We start from the raw sequence: 15,614 nt of genomic DNA on the forward strand, positions 1-15,614 counted from the left end.
TTCAGCACTTGAAATACTATTCAATAAAATGAGAAAGATCATGATGACAGGTTTAAAATGATGCTGGTTATGTTATGCATCAAAACATGACATAAACTACATTATTTTGTACTCAAATGATGCATAAAAAATTCTTATTAAGAATAATAAAACTTTTAAAACTCTAAAATATTGAAAATTTGGATAATTTATTCATGGCATGTTCTTTGCTCTAAAAAAATAACTGACAACTTTGCAGGAGATGAAGACATGAAAATCGACAGTGGATTCAAAATCAAGAATATACGTTTGATTGGTCAAACGACCTGTGAACTGTATATGGAAAATACTGAAACATCATGTGTGAAAGGCTGGATTATCAATTGTAATCACGTATTTGTGCATCAATTTCATGATCAGTTAAATCAATTATGCCAGTCTGCCAATCCATTCGATTCATTGTTGCAACTCAAACAATTTCATACCGTCGAAGTGTTGTGCTAATTCCACGCTTTATGTGGATAGTCCAAATCGGGATTATCCATGTTTTTGCACGTCTGTATATTTATAAGTAATTGATAATCATATATAAAAAATATTCCCCACAGTAAAAAAATTTTCAAATTCACTAGACGAGAGATTTATTTTCTTATATAAATTACCAAAAGGAAACTTAATTTCCTGATAGTAAACTTACCGATGTTTGCCGATTGCATTGATTACATCGTTAAGTGTCTCGAATCTGTTAATTGGGGAAACATCATGGCCAACGATCTTGTCGATCAGTATGTTCTAAAAATCTCTTGTCCTGCTGCCTCGGGTATTGTGGCTGCTGTGTCGAATTGTTTAGCTGGAAATAATTGCTACATTAGCGAGATGGCACAATATGACGATGAAATTACAGGACGTTTTTTTAGCCGTATTGTATTTCGTTTTAACGAAGGGCAAGGAGATTTGGCATTACTCAAAGAAAAGTTTGCAGATGTCACAATGAAATTTGCAATGAAGGCAGATTTTTACGAAAAGAAAAATCCGATGAAAGTGCTGATCATGGTGAGTAAGTTTGATCACTGCTTGTTGAATTTGTTATATCGCCATCATAAAGGTGAGCTGGATTTTCACATTACTGCCATTGTTTCCAATCATCTGGACTTACGTGCCATCGCCGAGCGTGAAGGGATTCGCTTCATTTATTTGCCAGTGACCAAAGAAACTAAACAGCAGCAAGAACAAGAACTACTAAAAATTGTCGATGAAACCAAAACTGAATTGGTCATTTTAGCGCGCTACATGCAGATCTTATCCAATAGCTTATGTACTCAATTATCTGGACGTGCAATTAATATTCATCATTCATTCTTACCGGGTTTTAAGGGTGCTCGGCCGTACCATCAAGCCTTCGAACGAGGCGTCAAGCTGATCGGCGCAACTGCACATTTTGTCACCAGTGATTTAGATGAAGGTCCGATTATTGAGCAGGAAGTACAACGTGTTGACCATGCGTATATGCCAAATGATTTGGTCTCTGTTGGACGCGATACTGAAACCGTCGCACTTTCTAAAGCCGTAAAATATTTTGTCGAGCATCGCGTTTTTATGAATGATGACCGTACGGTGGTGTTCAAATGAGTCTTGTCTTAGTAAAACAGCACAGTCCCAAAATCATTGATGGTAAAGCCATTGCGCAAAGCGTACTTGATGAAGTCAAGTCAGACGTTGAGCGTTATACGGCTCAGGGTGTTGAGCCATGTCTGGCCGTTGTACTGGTTGGGGAAGATCCAGCAAGCCAAGTGTATGTACGTAATAAAGTTCAAAAAGCAGCATTTGTTGGGATTCGTTCATTGGAATTTCGCTTTGATGCTGACCTGAGTGAAGATGAACTGCTTACACAAATTGATCGGCTAAATGCAGATGGCAGCATACATGGCATTTTAGTGCAGTTACCTTTACCTAAACAAATCAATGAAACTCGCGTGCTTGAACGCATTCACCCTCAAAAAGATGTGGATGGTTTTCATAGTGAAAATGTGGGGGGCTTAAGTCAAGGATGTGATGTTTTAACACCATGTACACCGACGGGCTGTATTCGTTTACTTAAAGACAGCTTAGGTGATGATTTAAGTGGTTTACATGCGGTTGTAATTGGGCGCTCCAACATTGTAGGCAAACCTATGGCGGCATTATTGCTCCGCGAAAGCTGTACGGTCACGGTTGTTCATTCCAAAACCCGCAACATTAAGCAGGTCTGTCAGCAGGCCGACATTGTAGTGGCGGCTGTGGGCAAAGCCAATATGGTCAACGCATCGTATCTAAAAGCCGATGCCGTGGTGATTGATGTGGGTATTAATCGAATTATGACACATGAAAAAACACGCTTGGTGGGTGATGTCGATTTTGAAGATGCCTTGCCGATGGTCAGTGCGATTACCCCTGTGCCTGGTGGTGTAGGCCCCATGACCATTGCGTATTTGATGAAAAACACCTTGCAGGCAGTACGTTTGCAGCATCCACAGATATAAATGATGAAAAGGCGTTATGACACGCCGCGGAGAAATACACCATGCCTTTGAGTCTGCTGAAGTATGGATTAAGTGATGAGTATCCTGTGGAAGTGGATTTGCCACCCCCTAAGGAACTTAAGTCTCATTATGACGTTGTGATTATTGGTGGAGGTGGACATGGTTTGGCGATTGCCTACTATTTATCGAAATATCACGGCATCAGTAATGTTGCGGTACTGGAAAAATCATATTTGGGCGGCGGTAATACGGCACGTAATACGGCAGTGATTCGTTCCAATTATCTGACTTCAGACGGTGTGAAGTTTTATGCCGAGTCGGTTCGGATGTTTAAAAATCTATCAAATGAATTTGATTTTAATATTATGTACTCCGAGCGTGGTCAATTGACCTTGGCGCATACAGATTCGACAGTTCGAGCATTTCGTCAGCGTGCAGAAGTCAACAAGCATTTTGGTGGGCGCACTGAAATGATTGATCGAAAGCAAATTAAGGAGCTAGTACCCTGTTTGAATCTGGATCCCGCACATCTTCCGGTATTAGCAGGTTTATGGCATATCGATGGTGCGACAGCGCGTCATGATGCTGTCGCGTGGGGATATGCTAAAGAAGCTGCGAAACGCGGTGTTGAAATTCATCAGCTCACTGAAGTGCAAGATTTTGTGGTGCAAGGCAATCAGGTCACGGCAGTTAAAACCAATCGCGGTATGGTGCAATGTGGCTGTGTGGTTCAGGCCATTGCGGGTGCGTCTTCAATCTTAATGAATAAGCTCAAGATCCGCGCGCCGATTCATACCTATCCTTTACAGGCCATGGTTTCACAACCTTTTAAGCCATTTATCAATCCGCTGGTAAGTTCTTCCGCGCTGCATTGTTATGTGCAGCAAACCAGTCGGGGAGAAATTGTATTTGGGGGGGGATCAGACCCATATCCGTTGTACAACACGCGCTCCACCCTAGATTTAAAAGAAAGCCTGCTTGCCCATGCGATTGAAATGTTTCCGTTTATGGCCAATGTCAAGCTCATGCGTCAATGGGCGGGAATCACGGATATGACCCCAGACTATAGTCCGATCATGGGGGAATCGCCGTATGACAATTACTATCTGGATGCAGGTTGGGGCACTTGGGGCTTTAAATCGACGCCTATTTGCGGCAAAACCATGGCAGAGCTGGTCGCAACAGGGCGTACCCCCGACCTGATCAAGCCATTTGAGCTGTCGCGTTTTAGTCGTTTTCAACAAGTCAATGAAATGGGCGCGACTGCGGCGAGCCATTAAGGAGAATATGAAATGAAAATTATGCATTGTCCTTTAAATGGGCCACGAAATATCAGCGAATTTACCTACGGTGGTGAGTTTAAAGAAATGCCGGATCAGAATACGTGTAGTGATCTGGAGTGGGCAGATTATGTATTCAATACTGACAATATTGCAGGCGTGGTTTTGGAGTGGTGGATGCATACCCCGAGCAGTTACTGGTTCATTGCACAAAGACATACCGTGACCGATGAAATTTTAAGAACTTTTGATCCTAAAGAAATCTTTGATCGACGTGTTGAATTTTCTGCAGTCAAAACCAGCGCATCTGCTACACCTATGAAGGAGTCTTTGACATGAGTAATCTTGCTTTACAACGGCTTCCGCATCCGTACGGTCGTATGATCGATCGTACCCAAGTCGTAGCGTTTGAATTTGATCATCAAAAATATCAAGGCTTTGCAGGGGATAGCATTGCCAGCGCCTTAATTGCCAATCAGCGCTGGGTTATGTCGCGCTCTTTTAAATATCATCGTCCACGTGCACCATTGACCATGGCTGGACAAGATGCCAATACCTTGATTCAGCTTCCAGAAGAAGCGAATGTTTTGGCAGATACTACAGACATTCAACCGCAATTACGTGCCGCTGGACAAAACTTTTCAGGCTCTTTATTGAAGGATTCTAATGCCTTTTTAGGTAAGTTTTCTAAATTTATGCCTGTTGGCTTTTACTACCGTGCATTTTACAAACCTAAGGGCGTGTGGAAACTCTGGGAACCATTCATTCGTAAAAAAGCAGGTTTGGGTGTTCTGGATTTAAACTTTGAACCAGAATATTACGACAAAGCCTATTTGTTTCACGATGTGGTCGTGGTCGGTGGTGGGCCAGCCGGTTTGCAGGCGGCATTGTCTGCTGCAGAGCAAGGCGCCAAGGTACTTTTGGTCGAGCAAGAGAAATTGTTGGGTGGCAGCCTGAATTATGCACGCTTTGATGTTGAAGGAGTGCTGGCCGATCAGCTACGTGAGCAACTGGTAAACGCCGTCACTGCACATGCCAACATTCAAGTCATGACGCAGGCAGTATGTAATGCATGGTTTACCGACCATTATTTGCCTGTGATTCAAGGCAAGCGCATGTATAAAGTGCGCGCCAAGCAATGCATTGTAGCCAGCGGTAGCTTTGATCAACCTGTAATCTTTAGAAATAATGATTTACCAGGGGTGATTCTAACCAGCGCAGTACAACGTCTCATTAAATTATACGCAGTTAAACCTGGCCAAAAAGTTGTCATTTTAACTGGTCATGATGATGGTTATTTGGCAGCACTGGACATGCTTGAAGCAGGTATAGATGTGGTTGCGGTGGTCGACTTGCGTGAAGTTCCACGTAATAAAGCCGCCTATGGTGCGGTCAAAGCCAAAAATGTGGCCTGTTATCTGGGCAGTACCGTATTTGAAGCTTTACATGACAAAACCATGCATCGCGTTCATGGTGTTGATATCCGAAAGATTGTATCTGAAGGTCAAGTCGCTCAAGAGATAAAAAAACTGGATTGCGACGTATTGTGTATGTCTTCTGGATACATGCCCGTGTACCAACTGCTCTGCCAAGCAGGTGGAAAGCTGAGTTATAACGATCAAAAAGCCGAGTTTCATCTTTCAGGCTTGCCTCAAGGCTTACATGTCACAGGCTCAGTCGAGGGTATACATGCCATTGAGCAGGTGGTGGAGCATGCAAAATATACGGGCACACTGGCTGCACAGTATGCTTTAGAGCAGCCGCTTAATATTCAATGGCCTTCAAATACTGTATTAAAAAACAATCCAGTCAATTTTCCTTGGCCGATTTTTGCCCATCCTAAAGGCAAAGAGTTTGTCGATTTTGATGAAGATTTACAAATTCGAGATATCGTCAATGCCACCAAAAGTGGTTACCGGGATATCCAGTTGGTGAAGCGCTTTTCAACGGTTGGCATGGGGCCATCGCAAGGTCGTCATTCAGCACTGCCCACAGCTCGTTTGGTCGCTAAGTCGACTCAGCGCAGTGTAAGTGAAACAGGGGTGACCACAGCCCGACCTCCATTTACTGTGGAAAAACTGGCGCATGTCGCAGGGCGTAGTTTTGATCCATATCGCCAAACTCCGATGCATGCGCAACACCTTGAAGCAGGCGCCACCATGATGCCGGCAGGAAATTGGCAACGACCAGCTTTTTATGGTGATGCGGCACACCGATTACAACATATTGAAAATGAAGTGAAGCATGTACGCAATCAAGTGGGCATGATTGACGTTTCTACGCTCGGCGGGCTTGAAATTCGTGGGCCAGATAGCGCTGAATTCATCAATCGGCTTTATACCTTTGGCTTTACAAAGTTGCCAGTGGGGAAAACCCGCTATGCCGTGATGTCAAATGAGCACGGTGTAGTGATTGATGACGGTGTTGCAGCGCGCTTGAGTGAGCATCACTTTTATGTGACCGCCACTACAAGTGGTGTCGATCGTATCTATCAACAAATGCTGAAATGGAATGCGCAGTGGCGTTTGAATCTAGACATTACCAATGTGACCACTGCGTTAGCCGCGGTGAATATCGCAGGCCCACAGTCACGCGCAGTGATGCAAAAAGTGTGTCACGATGTTGATTTGTCAAATACAGCGTTTCCATATTTAGGTGTAAGGGAAGGACATATACAGGGCATTCCTGTACGTATCTTGCGAGTTGGCTTTGTAGGCGAGTTAGGCTATGAAATTCACTTTCCGGCACGCTATGGCGAGTTTATGTGGAATCATCTCATGCAGGCTGGTCAGGCATTTGATATCAAGCCATTTGGCGTAGAAAGCCAGCGTCTGTTACGTCTGGAAAAAGGTCATATCATCATTAGTCAGGATACCGATGGCATGACTCATCCACAAGAGGTTGATCTAGGATGGGCCGTTGCTAGAAACAAGCCTTGGTTTGTGGGCAAGCGTTCAATAGCAATCCTTGAGCAACAACCCTTAAAACGTAAATTGGTGTCATTTGTACTCGATAAATCGCAGGAAAAACCCTTAGAAGGACATATTGTGCTTGAGGGTGAGAATATTTCTGGAAATATCACCTCATGTGAATATTCACCTACGCTCGATAAAATTATTGGAATGGCGTATGTCGGAATTGGGCAAAGTGAAGTTGGACAGCAATTTCCAATTCGTGTTGAGAAGGGCGCAATGGTTCATGCCACTGTGGTGAAAGCGCCATTTTATGATCCAGAAAATCAGCGTCAGGAGATTTAACCATGCAGTCACTTTATCAGGCAGAACGTAGTCCTATTGAAAAAGCTGGATCTCAAATTGCATATCAAAGCTTTGGTTTGGGAAAACGCTTTCTTAAGGATCAATCTTTTTCCGATGAAAAAACGATAGCCCAGTGCAGTATTGTAGATTTAACCAATCTATCCCGTGTAGGGTTTAGAGGACAAGATGCCGCTGCCTACTTGAGCAGTTATGGATTTCAATTACCACAGCAACCGAATCAGGCCATACAGCAAGAAGATGGATGCTGGGTACTACGTTTATCCTTGACTGAATATTGTGTACTTGGGTCGCTTCAGGATTTTGGTGAGCGCGTGAGCCAGTTGGAGCAAGGTTGGCAAATGGATGAGTGTGCCAATTATTTACTCCCACGCCAAGATAGCCATGCATGGATTCAGTTATCTGGCGCGCCTGTAGCCGAGGTCATGGCAAAGTTATCTGCTGTGGATATGCGACTTGATGTATTTCAGGTGGGGCAGATTGCACAGACATCCGTCGCACGAATCAATGCAATAGTGGTGAATGCTAGTGATTCAAATACGCATAAGTTTAATATTTTGTGTGATCGTGCGGCAGCACTCTACTTGTGGGGTGTTTTGCAAGATGCGATACAGGAATTTGATGGAAAAATATCTGGAATCAATGTGTTGTTGTAATGCGGGAAGATCATTGCAAGCGTTCACCACTTCCCCATTAAAATGATGAACGCGATCGACTCGTTTTGGGACAAATATCTGCCCAATGTATTTGTCCTTTTTTTAAGGAGTATTTGGGTTTTGTGTTAGCTTGTTGGCACGCCTTCTACGAAGCTAATCATCACATCTGCACATCCTTCACGCGCTAAACGCGCCTGTTTATATTCTTCTGAGTCATAACATTGTTGTGCAGTCGCCAGATCTGAAAACTCAATAATGACATGACGCTGATAAGCCTGTCCTTCTAAACAAACAGATTCACCACCACGCGCTAAGAATTTTGCACCGTATTTTTCAAAGGCAGCCGGCGCAAGTTTCATATATTCCTGATATTGCTGCATATCATGAATGGTGACATGTGCGATCCAGTAAGCACTCATATTTAATCCCTTTGATTTATTGTTCCTGTGTTTGTTTTTCAAGAATTTGCTTGGCGATTGTCGATGCCTCATGCAAATGTGCAGCAACGGCTGCTTTGGCTGCATCGGCATCTTTTATTAAAATTGCCTCGACAATCGTACAAATACGTTCATAACCCGATACCGCACGATGGGGTGAATTAATGGTCATGGCACGTAAACGGCTGATTCGTCCGTTGAGGCGTTCAACTACTTCCCAAGCAATATCATGATTGGCAATTTCAAAAATAAAACGATACAGATCTCTAGAAACACTGAGTAAATCCTGCATTTTTCCATCTTCAAATGCATCATGTAGCTTTTGTAGATGGCTTTGAAGTTTCTGACTACCTTGCTCGTCAAGCTTTTTAGTACAGTCAACTACGGCACTTTGTTCGAGTAATAAACGGATATCATAGATCTGCTGCGCAACATGCCAGTTTAATACCGATACAATCGGGCCTTTATTGGGTAGGGTTTCTACCAATCCTTCTGCTTCCAAATAACGAATCGCTTCACGTACCACCGTGCGGCTCACGCCTAATTCTTCACATAATACTCGCTCAACCAGACGTTTTCCTGCTGGGAAATAGCCTGTAATGATGGCATTACGCAGATTAGTTAGTGCCATTTCCCTCAACGTAATAGGGGGATGCTCGATTTTTAGATTCAAAGTCATATACTCACTCAAAATTTATTTGTGTAATTTTTGGTTACATTTATAGGCATCAATATTAGCAAAAAAAACGGTACTTGAGTAGTCTGTACTATTGTATACCATAATATTGTGTTTTATATTGATGTAAAACAAGGGAGGAAAATCCGTGAGCCTAATCCGAAAAACAGTACTGCACGTAGAAACAATTTATGTGGATGGTGGCAAAGAAGCGCCAACACCATTAAAGATGGTGGCTGCTGCTGCGGTACTTAAAAATCCATGGGCTGGACAGGGATATGTCGAAGATCTTGCACCAGAAATCCGTCGCATTGCGCCAGAGTTGAGCAAGCATTTAACCAAGATGATTATTGATGAAGTTGGTTCTGGTGAAGCCGTCGAGGCATTTGGTAAATCTGCTGTTGTCGGGCTCGATGGTGAACTCGAACATGCTTCTGCACTCATTCATACCTTGCACTTTGGTAATACTTACCGCAGCGCTGTGGGTGCGAAATCTTATTTGGCATTTAACAATACACGTGGCCCAGCAAATGCACCGATTTTAGTGCCGATGATGGACAAAAATGATGAAGGTCGCCGTTCACATTATTTGACAGTTCAATTCGCGATTGCCGATGCACCCGCTGCAGATGAACTGGTGGTGGTGATTGCAGCCTCAACATCAGGTCGCCCACATCACCGGATTGGTGATCGTTATAAAGATTTAGAAGAGTTAGGCCATGATCTCAAAAACCCTGCAGCTGTCAAATAATCGTACCGCTCATTATTTTGAGCAAGGTGAAGGAGAACCGCTGGTTCTCATTCACGGTGTAGGAATGCAGGCCGAGGCATGGTATCCACAAATTGATTATTTTTCAAAGCATTATCATGTTGTTTCTCTGGATATGCCAGGGCATGGTCAGAGTACTGCACTTGCAGCAGATGCACAGCTACAAGATTTTGTAGACTGGGCCATTGAGTGTATTTGTGCATTAAATCTGGGGCCTGTCAATCTGGCGGGACATTCGATGGGATCACTCATCACTACAGGTGTAAGTGTAACCCGACCAGATTTAGTAAAGCGTATGGCAGTACTCAATGGCGTGTATAAGCGTACCGACGCGGCTCGAGAAGCTGTGATTCAGCGAGCCGAAGCGCTCAAACAAGGTCATCTGGATATCGATACACCTTTGCAGCGCTGGTTTGGCCAAAGCGAAATTGAAAAGACCGCATCCGAACGGGTTAAATCGTGGCTTGAAAACGTGAATATGTCTGGATATACCACCGCCTATCGTGCTTTTGCACAAGGGGACTTGGTGTATGCAGATGGCTGGGCGGATATCCAATGTCCAGCACTGGTATTAACTGGAACAGATGATCCGAACTCAACCGCAGAAATGACTATACAAATGGCAAATCAGGCCAAGCATGGCACTGCAATTGTGATTGAAAACGAACGGCATATGGTGAATCTCACCGCACCTGAGAAAGTCAATCAAGCGATGCAAGCGTGGTTGGAAACAGCCCCCTAATTTGTTTCAGAGATTGAAGGAGTATTGAAATGAGCGAAATGGATGCAGTGAATAAAATACGTGAGCTACGCGATGCCTTTGGATCATTTATGACAGGCGTGACGGTCGTGACCACGTGTAAAGATGACGGGACGCCGCTTGGTTTTACCGCAAACTCTTTTGCTTCGGTGTCTTTGGACCCAGCTTTGCTTTTAGTCAGCATTGCCAAGACATCAAGCAATTATCATAACTTTGCAGATGCATCACACTTTGCCATTAATATTTTGGCAGAAGAACAAAAAGATGTATCTAATACCTTTGCCCGCCCAAGCGATGATCGATTTGCTCATTTAGCTTGGACAAAAAGTGAATATCAAAATCCATTAATTGACGGCGTCAGTGCTTGGTTCGACTGTACCACCTATCAGGTGGTCGATGCAGGTGACCATGCCATACTCATTGGTAAAGTAGAAAATTTTGCTTCGGCAGGTTTTGCAGGTCTTGGCTACTATCGCGGTGCCTATTTCACGCCAGCCAAATCCTCTACAGATGTCATTTCAAGCATGAAAGTCATGATGATGGCATTGATTGGGCACGAAAATAAAATCTTGCTCGAACAGACAGCCGATCATAAATGGGCCTTGCCGCATTTGATGGTCGAAAAAGACGGTGCAGAAAAAGCCTTGGAAAAGATCTTTACAACCTATCAGCCAGAGGCATCACCCAGCTTTATCTATTCTGTGTATGACGATATCACCACTCAGCAGCAATACATTGCATTCTTGTGTAATACCCCTGTAGCGACTGCGCATAGAGGTCAGTTTGTCGATTTAAATGACCTTGAAAAACTTACGTTTGTCGACAGTGCTTTACAAAGCATGCTGATGCGTTATCGCAAAGAAAATTATTTGAAAACCTATGGTGTTTATTACGGTAATCATACCAGTGGCACAGTTCGTCAAATTGTTAAAGAGGGAGTTTAACCATGCGTTTTTCACTATTTGTACACATGGAACGTGTCTCGGATCAGCAAACACAAAAACAGCTTTATGATGAAATGATTGAATTGTGTCAGATTGCCGACCGTGGTGGTATGCACGCAATCTGGACGGGTGAGCATCATGCCATGAATTTCACTATTGCGCCGAATCCGTTTTTGAATCTGGCCGACTTAGCCAACAAAACCCAAAATGTACGTTTGGGAACTGGTACCGTAGTGGCACCGTTTTGGCATCCGATCAAATTGGCTGGCGAAGCGGCTATGACCGACATTATTTGCAATGGCCGTCTGGATATCGGGATTGCCCGTGGTGCGTACTCTTTTGAATACGAGCGTATGGTACCCGGTATGGATGCATGGAGTGCCGGTCAGCGTTTACGCGAAATGATTCCCGCCGTTAAAAACCTATGGAAAGGGGATTATGAACATCACGGTGAGTTTTGGCAGTTTCCAAAAACCACATCGGCACCTCAGCCACTACAGCAACCTTATCCTCCAATTTGGGTGGCAGCACGTGATCCAAATAGTCATGAATTTGCTGTACAAAATGGCTGTAACGTACAGGTAACTCCGCTTCATCAGGGCGACGAAGAAGTCGAAAAGTTAATGGGACATTTCAATAGCGCCTGTGAAAAGTTTCAGGATATTGCACGCCCTGAAATCATGTTGCTACGCCATACTTATGTGGCCGATAGTGAAGAAGATGCGCAACTTGCGGCTAATGAGATGAACGTGTTCTACAACTATTTCGGTGCATGGTTTAAAAATGAACGTGAAATCAATCAAGGTTTGATTGCACCATTGTCAGATGAAGAAATTGCAGCGCATCCTTTTTATACACCTGAAGCGATGCGTAAAAATAATGTCATTGGTCAGGCACAAGAAGTGATTGAGCGTTTAAAAGCGTATGAAGCTATGGGATACGACGAGTATTCATTCTGGATTGATACCGGAATGAGTTTTGAACGTAAAAAAGCCTCTCTCGAACGTATGATTAATGAAGTTATGCCCGCATTTTCTGAATCAAAACTGGATCGCCATCATGCAAAAATTTCAGCTGTATATTAACGGTCAGTTTGAGAATGGTGCTGCGCAATTTGACAGCATCAATCCGGCTACAGGTGAAATCTGGGCAAAAATGCCAGAAGCACGAACAGATGAAGTCAATCGTGCGGTAGATGCAGCCGAACAAGCATTTTATAACGCCAGTTGGGCGGGGTTGACGGCCACCCAGCGCGGCAAGTTACTTTATAAACTTGCCGAACTGGTCGAACAGGCGGCGCCACGACTTGCTGCTTTAGAAACCACAGATACCGGCAAGATTATTCGTGAAACCTCCAGCCAGATTGCTTACGTAGCAGAGTACTATCGCTATTATGCAGGGCTGGCAGATAAACTCGAAGGCAGTTTGATTCCTGTCGATAAACCCGATATGCAGGCATGGCTTGTACGTGAGCCAGTGGGTGTGGTTGCTGCGATTGTACCGTGGAACAGTCAATTGTTTTTGTCTGCGGTTAAACTCGGACCAGCGCTTGCGGCAGGTTGTACAGTTATATTAAAAGCCTCTGAAGAGGCACCGGCACCCTTACTCGAATTTGCTAAATTGATTGATGAGGCTGGTTTTCCTGCTGGTGTGGTGAATGTAATTACTGGTTTTGGGCCAGAATGTGGTGCTGTATTAAGTGCACATCCTAAAGTGGCCCATATTGCATTTACTGGTGGCCCAGAAACAGCCAAACACATTGTCCGCAATAGTGCAGAAAATCTGGCAAAGGTTTCACTGGAACTCGGGGGTAAATCTCCGTTTATCGTATTTGCAGATACAGATATGAATAGCGCCTTAAATGCACAGATTGCAGCAATTTTTGCTGCAACAGGCCAAAGCTGTGTGGCGGGTTCGCGTCTTTTGATTGAAGCAAGTATCAAAGATGAATTTTTGCAGCGTTTATCCGAACGTGTACAACGTATCAAGATGGGTTTACCCGATGATATGCAAACCGAATACGGCCCACTGTGCACGCTCAAGCAACGTGAAAAGATTCAGCAAGTGGTGCAGCATTCAATTGAACAAGGTGCAAAACTGATCACTGGTGGTCAAGTGTGCGCAGGAGCGGGATATTACTATCCGCCGACAATTCTGGATTGTACTGGCGTGCCCGATGCACAAAGTCTTCATACCGAACTGTTCGGTCCGGTGCTATCGGTCGATACGTTCATTACAGAAGCAGAAGCAATTCAAAAAGCCAACAGTACGCCTTACGGGCTGGCGTCTGGTGTGTTTACTAGCAATCTAAATCGGGCGCATCGTATGACCCGTGCCATTCGTGCGGGGATTGTATGGCTCAATACCTATCGGGTTGTTTCACCACTGGCACCATTTGGTGGTTATGGACTATCAGGCCACGGTCGTGAAGGTGGTTTGAGTGCTGCACTTGAATACACCACCACAAAAACTGTCTGGCTTCGAATGTCAGATCAGCCAATTGATGATCCTTTTGTTATGAGGTAGTGAGTCAAATCAGGATGATTTTGATGTCGTAAATTTACTTGATTATTCAAGTAAATTAAAGAAAGGGATTAATGTCAGAAAATGGATTTTCTAAGGCTAAACCTGAAATTGGTATTGGTTTGGCTAAGTTTTATTTTAAATAAAAATATTTAAAAAACAAAACAATGAAAACTCCATTGAACTTAATCTCCATTTTTAGCTGTTGGAAAGGAAGCGTAAAGATGAACACTTTCATTCAAAGAAATTTTTAAAATCTGTATATAAAATGGTCTAAAAATTGCTTTGAATTAAAGGAATAAAAAATTCCTTTCAGGAATGATTGGAATTGTCATCTGGGTCAGTTGTCTTAAAAGTGAGACTAAGGAAATGAGTCAAAATGCAACATCAAACAAAGCGTTTGAAATAGAAAGCAACAGTATCGATTATGTGGATGCTTCTCAACGTAATGGTCACGTGAAAGATTTATTCACGCTCTGGTTTTGTACCAATATTGCACCTTTAGCTGTCATTACGGGTGCGATGTCAGTGCAAACATTTCATCTCAATATCATGAGTGCATTGACCGCAATTATTCTCGGTCATTTTTTTGGTGCCTCCATTTTGGCACTGACCTCTGCACAAGGGCCGCAGGTGGGTATTCCACAAATGATTCAAAGTCGAGCACAGTTTGGACGCTATGGTGCTTTACTGGTTGTCATTTTTACCACCTTTATCTATCTGGGTTTTTTTACGTCAAACATTATTTTATCTGGAAAAACGCTACATACCGTGATTCCTGCTATTCCGGTACCAACAGCAACTGTGATTGGTGCAATTACAGCAACGCTGATCGGGATTATTGGTTATCATTTTATTCATAAATTTAACAAAATCGGAACATGGTTTATGGGCGGTGCATTGCTGATTGGCTTTGCTCTCATGATTCCACATGTCACAGCAGATGTATTGGCAAAAGGCTCTTTTAATTTGAAAGGCTGGTTTGCAATGTTCTGTGTATGTGCGATCTGGCAAATCAGTTTCTCGCCATATACCTCGGATTACTCGCGCTATTTGCCTAAAGAGATTGGGATTTTTAAGCCGTTTATTTATACCTATCTGGGTGCAGCTCTTGGTACTGTGGTGGCATTTTGTTTCGGTATGCTTGCGGTGAGTTTATTTACCATCAATGATGCTATGGAAGCGGTGAAAACTGCCACAGGCGGGTTTGGCGTGGTGCTCATGATTTTGTTCTTATGCAACATTATTGGTCACAATGCCATGAATCTCTATGGCGCTTCGCTTTCATTTATTACCGCAATTCAAACATTTGCAGGTAAATGGATTCCAACCAAATCGACACGAATCATTCTTTCGATTTTTGTCCTCATTCTTGCAACCAGTACGGCACTTTGGGCATCAAGCAGTTTTATCAGCTACTTTCTTAACTTTATTTTTGCCTTGCTTTTCATTTTAGTGCCTTGGGTGGTGATTAACCTGATGGACTTCTATTACATCAATAAAATGCAGTACGACATTGCTTCAATTTTTGATGAACATGGTGGTCAGTATGGCAAGTACAACATGAAAACTCTGGTGACGTATTTTGTTGGAATTGTGGTTCAAATTCCATTTCTTACCAATTCATTTTTTACAGGGCGCTGGGCCAATGTCATACAAGACGTTGATATCTCATGGATTGTAGGCATGATCGTAACCGCTGTTGTTTACTTTGTATTTAACCAGTCTAAAGTAACAGCACGTGATTACACTGTCTCGACCAAAAAATGCTAAGCCAAAATGAAAAGCGGGAAAAA

15 protein-coding genes are annotated in these 15,614 nt (G+C 43.4%); 13 read left to right on the forward strand and 2 right to left on the reverse strand.

All coding sequences use genetic code 11. The annotated features are described in order from the left end of the window. Positions 1-249 precede the first annotated feature (249 nt). The 7 genes from QLG00_RS02495 to QLG00_RS02525 all read left to right on the forward strand — a co-directional run bounded on the left by QLG00_RS02495 (position 250) and on the right by QLG00_RS02525 (position 7,709). Positions 250-483 (forward strand): hypothetical protein, encoded by a 234-nt coding sequence (locus QLG00_RS02495; RefSeq protein WP_004939183.1) that lies wholly within the window; start codon positions 250-252, stop codon positions 481-483. 258 nt (positions 484-741) lie between these two features. Next, on the forward strand, positions 742-1,608 hold the full coding sequence (purU, locus tag QLG00_RS02500; protein ID WP_004939180.1) for a formyltetrahydrofolate deformylase: 867 nt from the start codon (positions 742-744) through the stop codon (positions 1,606-1,608). After that, positions 1,605-2,498, forward strand: coding sequence for a bifunctional methylenetetrahydrofolate dehydrogenase/methenyltetrahydrofolate cyclohydrolase FolD (gene folD, locus QLG00_RS02505; protein WP_282470444.1), 894 nt, complete (start codon positions 1,605-1,607; stop codon positions 2,496-2,498). The genes purU and folD overlap by 4 nt, the downstream gene beginning before the upstream one ends. A 41-nt stretch (positions 2,499-2,539) precedes the next feature. Further along, positions 2,540-3,778: an FAD-dependent oxidoreductase gene (locus QLG00_RS02510; protein ID WP_151815884.1), complete on the forward strand. Its 1,239-nt coding sequence runs from the start codon at positions 2,540-2,542 to the stop codon at positions 3,776-3,778. Between the two features lie 12 nt (positions 3,779-3,790). Continuing rightward, positions 3,791-4,117 (forward strand): sarcosine oxidase subunit delta, encoded by a 327-nt coding sequence (locus QLG00_RS02515; RefSeq protein WP_004939172.1) that lies wholly within the window; start codon positions 3,791-3,793, stop codon positions 4,115-4,117. Next, positions 4,114-7,035, forward strand: coding sequence for a glycine cleavage T C-terminal barrel domain-containing protein (locus QLG00_RS02520; protein WP_282470445.1), 2,922 nt, complete (start codon positions 4,114-4,116; stop codon positions 7,033-7,035). Before QLG00_RS02515 ends, QLG00_RS02520 begins: the two co-directional genes overlap by 4 nt. A 2-nt stretch (positions 7,036-7,037) precedes the next feature. Beyond that, positions 7,038-7,709 carry a sarcosine oxidase subunit gamma family protein gene (locus QLG00_RS02525; protein ID WP_282470446.1) on the forward strand — a complete coding sequence of 224 codons (672 nt, stop codon included), beginning with the start codon at positions 7,038-7,040 and terminating at the stop codon, positions 7,707-7,709. A 125-nt stretch (positions 7,710-7,834) separates the two neighbouring features. Here QLG00_RS02525 and QLG00_RS02530 read toward each other — a convergent pair whose 3' ends face one another. After that, positions 7,835-8,128: a DUF1330 domain-containing protein gene (locus QLG00_RS02530; protein ID WP_004948571.1), complete on the reverse strand. Its 294-nt coding sequence runs from the start codon at positions 8,126-8,128 to the stop codon at positions 7,835-7,837. A gap of 16 nt (positions 8,129-8,144) precedes the next feature. After that, positions 8,145-8,819 (reverse strand): GntR family transcriptional regulator, encoded by a 675-nt coding sequence (locus tag QLG00_RS02535; protein WP_227264821.1) that lies wholly within the window; start codon positions 8,817-8,819, stop codon positions 8,145-8,147. Between the two features lie 151 nt (positions 8,820-8,970). On the opposite strand from QLG00_RS02535, the gene QLG00_RS02540 reads away from it, so the two are divergent. The 6 genes from QLG00_RS02540 (at position 8,971) to QLG00_RS02565 (ending at position 15,591) form a co-directional block, all read left to right on the forward strand. Next, positions 8,971-9,573 carry an amino acid synthesis family protein gene (locus QLG00_RS02540; RefSeq protein ID WP_119689903.1) on the forward strand — a complete coding sequence of 201 codons (603 nt, stop codon included), beginning with the start codon at positions 8,971-8,973 and terminating at the stop codon, positions 9,571-9,573. Continuing rightward, positions 9,542-10,333 (forward strand): (E)-2-((N-methylformamido)methylene)succinate hydrolase, encoded by a 792-nt coding sequence (gene tgnD, locus QLG00_RS02545; protein WP_004939158.1) that lies wholly within the window; start codon positions 9,542-9,544, stop codon positions 10,331-10,333. Before QLG00_RS02540 ends, tgnD begins: the two co-directional genes overlap by 32 nt. A 29-nt stretch (positions 10,334-10,362) precedes the next feature. Continuing rightward, positions 10,363-11,295 carry a flavin-dependent trigonelline monooxygenase reductase component gene (gene tgnA / locus QLG00_RS02550; protein ID WP_282470447.1) on the forward strand — a complete coding sequence of 311 codons (933 nt, stop codon included), beginning with the start codon at positions 10,363-10,365 and terminating at the stop codon, positions 11,293-11,295. Positions 11,296-11,297: 2 nt separating this feature from the next. Then, complete coding sequence (gene tgnB / locus QLG00_RS02555; RefSeq protein WP_025094939.1) at positions 11,298-12,380, forward strand: flavin-dependent trigonelline monooxygenase oxygenase component; 1,083 nt, start codon at positions 11,298-11,300, stop codon at positions 12,378-12,380. After that, positions 12,352-13,821, forward strand: a complete 1,470-nt coding sequence (tgnC, locus tag QLG00_RS02560) for a (Z)-2-((N-methylformamido)methylene)-5-hydroxybutyrolactone dehydrogenase (RefSeq protein WP_208476686.1) — start codon at positions 12,352-12,354, stop codon at positions 13,819-13,821. Before tgnB ends, tgnC begins: the two co-directional genes overlap by 29 nt. Positions 13,822-14,187: 366 nt before the next feature. Continuing rightward, positions 14,188-15,591: a cytosine permease gene (locus QLG00_RS02565; protein WP_025094937.1), complete on the forward strand. Its 1,404-nt coding sequence runs from the start codon at positions 14,188-14,190 to the stop codon at positions 15,589-15,591. Positions 15,592-15,614: the final 23 nt, after the last annotated feature.

Source organism: Acinetobacter sp. V89_7, assembly GCF_029967895.1.
GTDB lineage: Bacteria > Pseudomonadota > Gammaproteobacteria > Pseudomonadales > Moraxellaceae > Acinetobacter > Acinetobacter soli.